At 69.1% G+C, this 10,719-nt stretch carries 8 protein-coding genes; 4 read left to right on the top strand and 4 right to left on the bottom strand.

Annotation, left to right across the window (positions count from 1 at the left end; all coding sequences use genetic code 11):
• Positions 1–352: 352 nt before the first annotated feature.
• Positions 353–790 (bottom strand): protein NO VEIN domain-containing protein, encoded by a 438-nt coding sequence (locus VFZ09_RS30250; RefSeq protein ID WP_329731174.1) that lies wholly within the window; start codon positions 788–790, stop codon positions 353–355.
• Between the two features lie 484 nt (positions 791–1,274).
• Between VFZ09_RS30250 and VFZ09_RS30245 the strand changes: the two genes are divergently transcribed.
• The gene (locus tag VFZ09_RS30245; protein WP_329731173.1) at positions 1,275–1,817 is read left to right on the top strand and encodes a sensor histidine kinase; all 543 of its coding nucleotides are present in this window, start codon (positions 1,275–1,277) and stop codon (positions 1,815–1,817) included.
• A gap of 22 nt (positions 1,818–1,839) precedes the next feature.
• Here VFZ09_RS30245 and VFZ09_RS30240 read toward each other — a convergent pair whose 3' ends face one another.
• Complete coding sequence (locus VFZ09_RS30240; protein ID WP_329731172.1) at positions 1,840–2,499, bottom strand: glutathione S-transferase family protein; 660 nt, start codon at positions 2,497–2,499, stop codon at positions 1,840–1,842.
• A gap of 419 nt (positions 2,500–2,918) precedes the next feature.
• Between VFZ09_RS30240 and VFZ09_RS30235 the strand changes: the two genes are divergently transcribed.
• A complete protein-coding gene (locus tag VFZ09_RS30235; protein ID WP_329731171.1) occupies positions 2,919–3,920 on the top strand; it encodes a DUF1521 domain-containing protein in 1,002 nt (333 codons plus the stop codon).
• Between the two features lie 22 nt (positions 3,921–3,942).
• Positions 3,943–4,461: a tetratricopeptide repeat protein gene (locus tag VFZ09_RS30230; protein WP_329731170.1), complete on the top strand. Its 519-nt coding sequence runs from the start codon at positions 3,943–3,945 to the stop codon at positions 4,459–4,461.
• A 33-nt stretch (positions 4,462–4,494) separates the two neighbouring features.
• Here VFZ09_RS30230 and VFZ09_RS30225 read toward each other — a convergent pair whose 3' ends face one another.
• Entirely contained in the window at positions 4,495–6,717 is a 2,223-nt protein-coding gene (locus VFZ09_RS30225) for a carboxypeptidase regulatory-like domain-containing protein (protein ID WP_329731169.1), read from the bottom strand.
• Positions 6,718–6,822: 105 nt separating this feature from the next.
• On the opposite strand from VFZ09_RS30225, the gene VFZ09_RS30220 reads away from it, so the two are divergent.
• Positions 6,823–8,124 carry a hypothetical protein gene (locus VFZ09_RS30220; protein ID WP_329731168.1) on the top strand — a complete coding sequence of 434 codons (1,302 nt, stop codon included), beginning with the start codon at positions 6,823–6,825 and terminating at the stop codon, positions 8,122–8,124.
• A 35-nt stretch (positions 8,125–8,159) separates the two neighbouring features.
• Here the strand turns inward: VFZ09_RS30220 and VFZ09_RS30215 are convergent, their stop codons facing one another.
• Positions 8,160–10,562 (bottom strand): S1 family peptidase, encoded by a 2,403-nt coding sequence (locus VFZ09_RS30215; protein ID WP_329731167.1) that lies wholly within the window; start codon positions 10,560–10,562, stop codon positions 8,160–8,162.
• Positions 10,563–10,719 lie beyond the last annotated feature (157 nt).

The raw sequence follows: 10,719 nt of genomic DNA, 5'->3' as shown, positions 1-10,719 counted from the left end.
GAACATCGCTTGGGTGGTGCGGCCGGCCTTGGACTTCGTCCTGCACTGGAGCCGCTGGCGACGCCGCCATCAGGCCATCGCCAAACGCTGCCATTACCGACGCAGAGACCCTCGCGCCAAAGTCCCACTGTAGTACTAGTTAGGAGGTGAGTTTGCGCCACCGGGAGAGCAGGAGAAGGACTTCCGGCTGATGCTGCGGGTGAGGGCAACGAGACGCTGCTGGCGCAGGTGTTCGCGAGCCTGTTGTTCAACGCTGTACAGGCGATGAACAACCTGAACACATCACACAATGCGCTGCGGGCATTCACGTACACCAATGTGCATTTGAATACGCCAATCACATGATTCGTTATCATTTGGGATACAGAGAGAATCGGTAAACAAGCGGAGTAGTACGTGCAGTCTTCTCTTGAACCCAGCCGACCGGGTCTCGAATGAACTGAAGCTTGGCCGCACCATAGATGTCAGCGACGAGCACTAGATGGTAGTCGCCGCGCTTTTTCGAAGCGGCGGCCCATTCTCCGGCGGTTATTTCCACGCTTGAGAACTTCTGGCCGGTTGTCGTCTTCACTTCCAGAACTTGGAGCACCCCGTTGGTGTCCTTGTATTGTATATCCCAGCCAGGAGTCTGGCCCTTGGCCGCCACCCACGTCACTGAAGTCCACCTCTTTTTCTTGGCTTGATTCTGAAGATAGGTGTATAAGAAAAATTCCCATCGCGGCCTACCCTGTTTGCATCTGAAGAATGCCGCAAGGACTCTTGGCCGTCTTCCTTTCCTAAACTCTTGGATCGCTGGGATGTGATGAGAAGGTCATCTCTGAGGGTAACGGTGGTTGACAATGGCTTGAGGAGAGACGTGGTCTGACTTACGGCACGCCCCAATAGCGACAAGAATTCCCCCCTCGCATCTCTCAAACATACGCATGCGCTCATATAAGTGGGAATAAAACCCTCGCGCAGTCCCCATTTGATGACGCTTGCGCAGGTGGCACCTGCAACCTTGCGGTAGCCCCGCTGTGTGAATGCTCCGGGCACATTAGAGCGCGACGAGCCAAACGTAATTTTGGGGCAGTTGGCTCGGTGGACAACAAAGTAAGATGGCCTGAATGACTTCGTCATGTTAGCGACAAAGCCCTTGGTGTTCTTTACATTCCAGCGGTTATAGTCTTTATCTGTTTCGAAGTAGCTGCTCTCCATGCACTGCCCCCTAGAATCGAGAACCGCTCAGGCTCATTGTCAAGCTGCCTGATTCTACCTTCTTGGGAGTCTCATGTGTGAGCATCCCTAAAACCCACCCTCAAGCCCAAGAGCACGATTCGCGCGCGCCACCGGAGCACCGCGAGACGGTGGAGATGGTACCGGTGCTGGAGCACGCGCTGGGCCTGGTGCGGGGCGAGCTGCGCCACCGGGCGAGGCTGGAGAAGGACTTCCGGCCGGTGCCGCGGGTGGAGGGCGACGAGGCGCGGCTGGTGCAGGTGTTCGTGAGCGTGCTGCTCAACGCGGTGCAGGCGATGAACGAGCTGGACGCCCCGCGCAACGTGCTGCGGGTGTCCGCGTACACGGGCCCGGCGGGCGAAGCGGTGGTGGAGGTGCAGGACACGGGCGTGGGCATGCCACCCGAGGTGCTGGCGCGCCTCTTCGAGCCCTTCTTCACCACGCGGCCGGCGAGCACGGGCCTGGGGCTGTCGGTGAGCCACGCCATCGTCACGAGCCTGGGCGGCACGCTGCGCGCCGAGAGCCGCGAGGGCGTGGGCACCACCCTCACCGTCGTCCTCCCCGCAGCCCTCCCCTCTCCCTCTGGGAGAGGGCCAGGGTGAGGGGGGTGCATGCGCAACCCCATCAACTGGCGGGCGGCGCGTTGCTGGCGAAGGGCTTCATGTGGTCGGCCAGCGCCTTCTGGAACGCCGGCCGCGCCTCACACCGCAGGCGGTAGGCCTCGAGCACCGGAACCTCCGCGACCAGCTCCGTGTGACGCAGGATGCGCAGCACCGTCGTCATGAGCAGGTCCCCCGCGGTGAAGCGCTCCTCGAGGTACTCCCGGCCTTCCATCCACTTCCCCAGTTCCGCGAGCCGGGCCCTCACCGCCGCGACCACCTGCGGCCGGCGCTGCGTCACCCACTCCTCTCCCGCATGGAACAGGTCCACCTCCGCGAGGTTCTGGATCGGCGGCTCCATCGTGTTCAGCGCCGCGAACATCCACGTCTTCGTGCGCGCCCGGGCCTTCGGCTCGGACGGCATCAGCGCCTCGGAGCGCTCGGCGATGTGCAGCACGATGGCTCCGGACTCGAACAGCACCAGCCCGTCCTCCTCGTAGGCCGGCACCTGGCCGAAAGGCTGGAAGCCACGATATTGCCCGGTCCGCTGGTCCTCCGGTCCGATCAGCCACTCCTCGTAGGGAAGGCCCGCCTCCTCGAGCGCCCAGCGCACGCGGAGCTCGCGCACCACGCCCTGAGCGAAGGGAGGAACCCACCGAAACGCGCTCACCCGGATCCTGCTCATCCTATCGTCCTCTCGCGTGGACCTCCCCGGCCAGGAGGCCCCGGGTGGATATCATCGCGCGACGAAGGGGAGGTTTCCCATGACGGACCTGGCGTCTCATGCTCGGCACGCGGGCGCTCGGGTATCTCTATGAATAACTGAGACCCGGACACATCCGCTGTCCGCCAGGCGACGGCCCTCTGCGACCCCCGTGTGGATGGCCCGTCCGGGCCACGTGCCTACCCTGACCGGACGCGAAGAGCCAGATGCACCCCAGCCTCAGGCCTCTCCGCGAATCGGACAATCCACCCCACGTCCGCCTCGGAAAGGACAGCGCCGTGAAATTCGATACCACCAAACCCATGGGAATGGGTCCCGGGCCGAGCCCGTTCGCGGGCCAGAGATGCCTGAACAGGGCGGAGGCGCAGCTGGTGCGCACCATGGCCAACGCCTTGAAGGCGCTGGGCTCGAGCCACCGGCCCGGACGCGGCGACTGCTTCCGCCCGGAGCGGGCCCCGCCGAACTGGTGCCAGCAGCCTCCCCGGCCCTGCCACACGTCTCCTCCGCGGCCCCAGGACTCGTGCCACCCGCCCGGCAGCCTGAAGACGGACGACAAGGGCGTCGTCACCACCCCGGGCGGCTACAAGATCGAGGCCACCAAGCAGCACGAGTGGATCATCAACGGTCCGGACGGCAAGAACACCAAGATCTGGGGCGACCCGCACGTGGCCGAGGGCGACGGCGGCAAGTGGGACTTCAAGCGCGACAGCACCTTCGTGCTCGGCGATGGCACCCGCATCAACTGCGCCACCGCTCCCCACGGCAACGGCGCGACGGTCACCTCCAAGCTGGAGATCATCGCCGGCAACGACCGCGTGCAGATCACCGACATCGACAAGGGCAAGGGCAAGACGGGCACCGTCACCCAGGACGGCTACGCCCACGCCAACAGCTTCGGCAACAAGGACGTCTTCGTCATGGGCCGCGAGACGGATGACTGGTCCTTCCAGGGCCGCGAGGTCACCGGCAGCAAGAATGGCGGCGAGTCCTTCGAGCTGGGCGGGACGCTCGAGGCCGGAAACACGCCTCCCACCCAGGGGAACCCCGGTGCCCAGCCGGCGTCCGGAGGCTCCATCCTCCCGGGTGAATACAACCCGGCGGTTGGCGGCTCCCAGCAGCCGTACGCCCATCAGTTCCAGCAGCTCTTCGAAAGCCTGTCGCAGCTGTTCTCCCAGCTGGCGCAGATGTCCGGCGGCATGGGGGGCTGCCACATGGGCAGCGAGCACCTGAGCGCGCCGGGCCAGGAGGGTCCCTATATCGACCGGCGCGAGAAGCACCTGCGCAAGTGCTTCGACGACATGGGCCAGATGATGGATGCGTTCACGCGCATGAACGATCTCCGTCAGAGCCTCCACACCCACCGCGGCCACTTCAGCGCCTGACCTCTTCAGGAGGAGAGCTCCCATGAACCCGAATCCCCAGACGCCGAACGCCGCCCCCACTCCGAACACCACCGAGTGGGGAGAACGCCTCATCCGCGGGCAGATCACTCCCGCGCAGTACCTGGGCCTCTCGCAGAAGCGGCTCTATGAGATCGCCTCGCTCGGCCACAAGCTGTTGACGGAAGGCCGGCTGCAGGCCGCGTTGGATATCTTCAAGGGGCTGGTGGCCGCGTCGCCGTATGACAGCGTCTTCCATTGCAACCTGGCGTCCACGTACGCCCAGCTCCAGCGCTTCCCCGAGGCGATGGAGGCGTTCACGCAGGCGCTCCAGCTCAACGTCGCCAACGTGGATGCGCTGGTGGGGCGCAGCGAGCTGTTGCTGCGCGAGGGGAAGGTGGCCGAGGCGCTCCGGGATCTCGAGGCGGCGCTGCGGTTGGATCCGGAGGCCCAGCGGGAGAGCACCCAGCGCGGGCGCGCCACGCTGCTGGTGCTGCAGGCCATGGCGGACGAGGCGGAGAAGGCCCCGGGCGGCAAGCCCTGAGCCCCACCGGGCTCCCCTCCAGGCGAGGGGAGCTCACGTCCCGTCGAGGACGATGGTTCCCAGGTCCGTGTCCACCTCCTCGCGGACGGACACGGAGTGCCGCATGCGGCGGAAGCCGGGCACATCGACGTCGTCCCCGACGGTGAACTCCAGTTGGAGCGTGCCGGTACACCGGATGGGCACGGAGAAGTGACCGTCCTCGTCACGCCACCCCTGGTGGCTCACGACGAAGGAAGGGACGGGGGAGCCATCCTTCTGGACGAAGCGTCCGGAGGCGGTGGCCTGGCGCAGGAGGAGGACCCGCCGCTCCCGCTCGCCCGGCTTCACCGGCAGCGCGATGCGTCCGTCCTCCTGCTCCGCACAGGCGAGCACGGAGTCCTCCTTCGTCACCACCAGCTCCAGCTGCTCCCCCGAGACGCTCTGGAAGGAGAAGCGGCCATCCGGCCCGGTCTGCTGGCTCCCCCGAGACATCCGGATCGGCCTGCCATGGTAGAAGACCTGCGGACGCAGGGCGCTGCGGAGCTCGACCCGGGCGCCCTCGACGGGCTGGCCGCGCGTATCCACCACGACACCGGAGAGCACCTGCCCCGGCTCGAAGCGCAGCCGCACGCGCGTCTCGCCCTGGCCCACCTCCACCACCCGCTCGGTGGTATGCGTCACGTCGTCCTGCGCGAACTCCGCGGCGAGCCGGTAGCGCCCCTCGGGAGGAGCGCTGAACGAGAAGTGCCCCTTCGCGTCCGTGCGCGTGTGGTCGAGCTGATGTCCCGGCCCCTTGCCGGCCTCGGGCCAGACACTCACCTCGGCTTGTGACACGGGCGCGCCCAGCTCATCCACCACCTCGCCCACCAGACGCGGCCGGGGTTCGCCCGGCGCCTCGGGCGCGGCCTCCTCCACCTCCTCGCCCTCGAGGCGTTGAAGGACGAAGTCCACGGTGCTCGTCCCGGCCTTGAAGACGGCCGTATGGCCGTCCTCTTCAGAAACATGGCTCGTGGACGTCACCTCGAGCCGCAGCCGTCCAGGCCTCGCGGGCCCCACGCGGTAGCACCCCTCCGCGTCCGTCATCCCCGAGGCCACGGGGATGGCGAGCGGATCCTCTTCCTCCTCGTCCTGCTCGGACAGCTCGACGCTCACGCCCTCGAGGGGACGCCCCGCCTCGTCCCGCACGACACCCGTCACCTCGACGACGGGCTCCAGCTCCAGGAGGATGTCCGTGCGCTCCGCCAGGAATTGGGACGGCCCGTCCTCCGTGTGGAAGTCCACCCGGGCGCTGGCCCACAGCCCATCCCGAATGGCGGTGAGCTCGAAGCTGCTGGGGAGCAGCCCCTCCAGGGTGAACCGCCCCGCCGCGTCCGTGAGGACCTCGCGCTCGGCGTCCTCGCCGTACACCCAGGTGATGACGCTCGCCCCCGCCGCTGGCGCCCCGGCGGCCCGCACCTGCCCGGAGATGCGGCGGGGACGGTACAGGATGAACTTCCGCTCCAGCTCCGGGCCGTAGGCGGTGAACGTCGTATGCATGGGCAGGAAGCCCTCCCGGGAGACGAGCAGCACGTACTCGCCCCGGGGCAGGGGGCCCAGGCGGTAGTGGCCCGTGGCGTCGGTGACGGCCTCGAAGAAGCGGCTGTGGGCCGTGAAGATGGCGGTGACGAGCACCCCCGCCACGGGCACGCGCTCCTCGTCGCTGACGAGGCCCGACACCCGCACGCCCTCGCCGAGCAGCAGCTCCACCCCCTCGGCTCCGGCCGGCACGTCCTGCCGCAGGCCCACGCCCTCGGGGCTCTCCACCCAGAGCGCGTAGCGGCCCGCCTTCAGGCCCTCCAGCGAGAAGGAGCCGTCATCCCCGGTGGTGGCCCGGGCGAGCACGGGCGCGTCTCCGGTGCGCTCGTTGACCAGTCCGGACAGCCGGAACGACGAGGCGCAGTCGAGCAGGGATTGCTCGGGGTCCTCCTCGCCCGCCCGCCGGCAGGGCAGCGCCGAGAGCGACTCCCCCGCCACCACCCCCGAGGCGAGCACCCGCGCGCCCGCCACGGGTCCCCGAGCGTTTCTCACGGTGCCACGGATGCGCGAGGACGGGTCCCCGGTGGTGGGAGGCTCGGACGGGAAGAGGGCCTGGAGCATCGGCCCCGCGCCCGTGCGCGCGGCACGGGAGTCCCCCGGGCCGCCAGAAGAGGACACCCCGGGAGCACCGCGCGAGGCGAGCCACAGCACCAGGGCCAGCACGCCCAGTACGGCTCCCCACATCCAACCGTGTCGCTTCATGACAGTCCTCCCACGCGCCTCCCGGGGAGCGGTGCGCCAGAGAGGGAAGCATAGCGTGCCGCCCGGGAGAGCCGGAGCGGGTTGGGGTAGACTCCCTCGCGCCGCATGTCTTCAAGCACTTCACCCCGTCCCGCACTCGCGGCCTCCGTTGCCTCGCCCGGAGACGTGCGAGTCCAGCTCGAGGGAGCCTGGGAGGTGCTCGAACAGGCCCATGCCCAGGAGACGGCCCTGCTGAAGGCGCTCGCCTCCTTCCGGTGGAGGAAGCACCTCCAGCGAGACCCCGAGCTGCCGCGGCGGGTACGGGAGCTGGAGGCCCCGCTCGCGCAGGCGCTCGAGCGCGTCGAGCACCGCCTGAGCCAGGAGTCCTGGCCCGGCAGCCATCCCCTGCACCGCCTCACCCGTCAGCTCCGCGGCCTGCGGGCTTCGCTGGAGAGACGCGTGCGCCAACGGCTGGCCTTCTGGGAGCCGGAGGGGGAGTGGAGCTTCGCGGAGGGACTCGCGCGTCTGGAGGTGAGGGCACGCGATTCCCACCTCCAGGTTCCCGGCGAGCCCGAACCCGTGCTCCTGACGGGGGGCGTCGACTCCACATGGGGCAGCGCGATCGCGCTCTTCCTGCTCCAGTGCTGGGGTTTTCCCGCGGCCAGGCTCGGCCTGGACCGCATCGAGACCCTGGTCTCAGGCGTCCTCATGATCGCGGGCATTCCCCTGCTCGTGGGACTCCTGCGGCGGAGGGCACGGTTCTGGCTCACGCCCCGGAGGCTGGTGTGGCGCACGAGCCGTGGCCAGGTGAAGGAGCTGCCCCTGGACTCGCTGCGCTACGCCACCACCCACCCCTTCTTCGCCAGGAACGGGCTGGTCGTGCGGCGGGAGGACGGACCGAGATCGCTCCTGGCGGGAATGGACAAGCTCCAGGCCCTGATGGCGGTGCTCGCGCTGCGGGAGCTACCCGTGTTGGGGTTGCGCGAAAAGGCCCTGAGCGCTCCCACGTCCCCCCTGGCCATGTTCCCCGCGGTGCGCGGGGAGAAGACCGGCTCGCGCAGGAATCTCCGCTCGGGTGTGCTCGTGATGCGTCCCGGCCAGCTCGTCTTCCTCGAGGACAGCCACCTCTGGAACATCGTGCGGAGGCTGGTCCGCGAGACGCCCGGCCACTTCTACGGGTTGACCCTGCTCATGCTGCTGGAGCAGCTCCAGCTGCTCCCCGAAGCGGAGTTCGACCGGCACCTGGAGCAGCTCACCCCCACCGGCAGTGGCTATCGCTGGTCCTTCTCCGAAGTGACCCACGGCCTCACCGCCGACGACAAATACAAGGTCCACCTGCCGGATGGCACGGAGCTCACCGGGGTTCCCGATGCCACGCAGCAGGCGGCCCTCAGCCGGGTCCTTCAACTCGGCCGCTCGCGGACTTGACCCTCACGTGACGTGAGGGTGCATCCTGCGCGGCCTCACGAGCCCCAGCGCAGGGCCGCCGCCGTGGCGGGCCCCACGCGGACCTCCTCCAGCGACTCGGGCAGACGCCCCTGGGCCTCTCCCAGCGGCACCTCGCCCACCATGATTTCCGCGGCGGGCTGGGGGTAGAGGGGCTGGAGCCCAGGCTCGGCCAGCCCCTCGGGCACGCGCGCATGGCCCCGCTCGTCATAGGCATCCGCGGCGCCCAGACAGTGGAAGAGCTCGTGCGCCACCGCCGTCAGCTCCAGCGTGAGCCCCGTGTCCTCCAGCAGGCCCCGCACCAGGCCCACCGAGCCACCCGCCTCGGCCATGCCCTCCACGAAGCGTGCGCCGTCCTCGCCCGGCGGCTCCAGCATCACGTAGATGCGGGCATCCAACGTGCGAGCGGACAACCCGGCGGCCTCGTCCACGGCGGACAGGGTCCGGGACAGCGCCCACGCATGGCGGGCCCGAGCCACCAGCGAATCCTCGGGCGGCGACAGCTCCAACCCGGCCGCGGGCTGGGGGCCGGCCAGGACGAAGCGAACGGGACGCCCCAGGTCCGAGCGGTAGCGTGCCGCCTCGCGCTCGAGCCAGTCCTCCAACCGCCCCACGCCCTCGCGCCAGGCCTCGCGCACCTCGGGCTTCACCTCGCCGTGGGCGAGCAGCACCACCGCCACCTCCAACGGCCGCGCCCACGTCAGGCGCCGCTCGCGGGTGCGCTGGCGCGAGGTGCCCCATTGCACGATGAGCACCAGGACGGCGAGCAGCACGGAGACGCGCATCCACTTCGCCCGGGTGCGGCGGGCCCGCGCGGCACGGCACCGGGCGCAGAGCGGCTGACCCTCGGGGCCCCTGCACAGCACGCACACCAGCGCGCGGCAGTCCTCGCAGGGCGACTCCGAGGCCAGGGAGGGGTGACTGCCGCACAGCGAGCCACCGCGCCCGGCCACCGGCACCGGCTCGCAGGCCACCCCGTGCTGCTGGAGGGAGGCCACCAGCCGCCGCGCCTCGGACTCCTCCAAATCCCGGGGCAGGACACGAGGCTCGGCCATCAACTGGCGAGCCGCCTCCAGGGGAAGTTGAAGCGCCCGCGCCAACACCAGCGCGGCCCCTCGGGAGCTGGAGGCCTCCACCTGGACTCGGAAGACATTCGCCACGAGCGTCAGTCTAAGCCAGGAGGAGCAGGTCCTGTCTGAGGGGGGCTCCGGGCGCGATGGGGAGCAACTGGTCCGACCATCGGACCAGTCGGCACGCCGCGCGGCCGGAGGCGGCCCCGTGCATTCATGCAGGAGCACCCCTGAAAGAACTGACTTCCTCAGACAGGCCGCCAATGCGAGCAGCGCGGCGAACGCCATCCCCGAGCTACCGCGGCTTCCCGAGACAGCACAGCCGCCCTCGCTCTCCTCGTCCTCGGGTGCGGCCGATTCACAGGGCAGCCATGACCGGCACGTCCCACCCGCCTTCACGCACAGCCAATCCCCCTCGGGTCCGGAGCAGTCCGCGCCGAAGCGGCCGGCCTCGAGCCCCGCCACCGCGCAACTCTTCTCCCCATCGGACCGGGTGACACAGGCCATCCCGAGCGGGCAGTCGGCGTGGCCCTGACACCGCGCCGAGCACGCATCCACGGCGGGCTCGAAAGGCGGCCGCGTGGGCGGTGCTCGAGCCACATCGTCGAGAATGGCTTGGAGGAAAGCCGCATGCACATCGACGCGCATGTTGGTGCCCCTCGTGCAGGAGGGATCTCCATACGAGGTGACACCGACGAGGCGCTCGGCCCCCTCGTCCCCCAGGAACAACGGACCGCCACTGTCGCCGCCACACGACATCCCGGGCGAGGCCACGATGGAGAAGGTTCCCGGCTCGACCGCCGTCACCCGGGCCGAACCGCTGCGCCGGCTGCCCGTCCTGCCCTCGTCATCGAGGCCGAATCCCACCACCCGCACGGTCCGCCCCACCACGTCCGCCGGCAGGGACACATCCGCCAGCGGCACCGGCGCGACGGGCGCGTCCTCCGCGAGGATCAGTACACCGATGTCGTTCCCCACGGCGTTGAAGGCGGGATGCAGCCGGCCCTCGAGGACACGCACGCGCTCGGAGGGGAGCGCCCGCGCTGGCTCGGGCGAGAACACCACCGAGAGTACCTGCGAGACGTCGGGGCTCTCCACGCAATGTGCCGCGGTCAGGACGACCCGGGGGGCCACCAACGTGCCCGTGCACAGGACCGGAGAGGCCTCGTCCGGCTCACCGCAGAGCGGCGACACCGGGACGATCGCCACCACGGCGGGGGAGCCCGGCTCGAGCACGCCCCCGGTGATGGCTTGCCGCTCCATCCGAGGCGAGGGCGCGGGAGCCACGCCGCACGCCGCCACCAGGAGGAGCAGCACGGCAGCGGGCCACAACAAGGGGAAGACCCTCACCCTGACCCTCTCCCAAAGGGCTCATACTTACCCAGAATCAGCCTTGGGAGAGGAGAGGCGGTGGAGATGCATGCGGTAGATGGTTTCCGCATGCTGAAGCTTCTCCCAGCCACGCCAGAGCGTGCGCCAACCGGGCTCGCCGTCGCCCTTACGGCCG

It is taken from the genome of Archangium sp., assembly GCF_036277355.1.
Taxonomy (GTDB): Bacteria; Myxococcota; Myxococcia; order Myxococcales; family Myxococcaceae; genus Archangium.
Note: the sequence above shows the minus strand (reverse complement) of the source record. Positions and strands in the feature narration are given on the sequence as shown.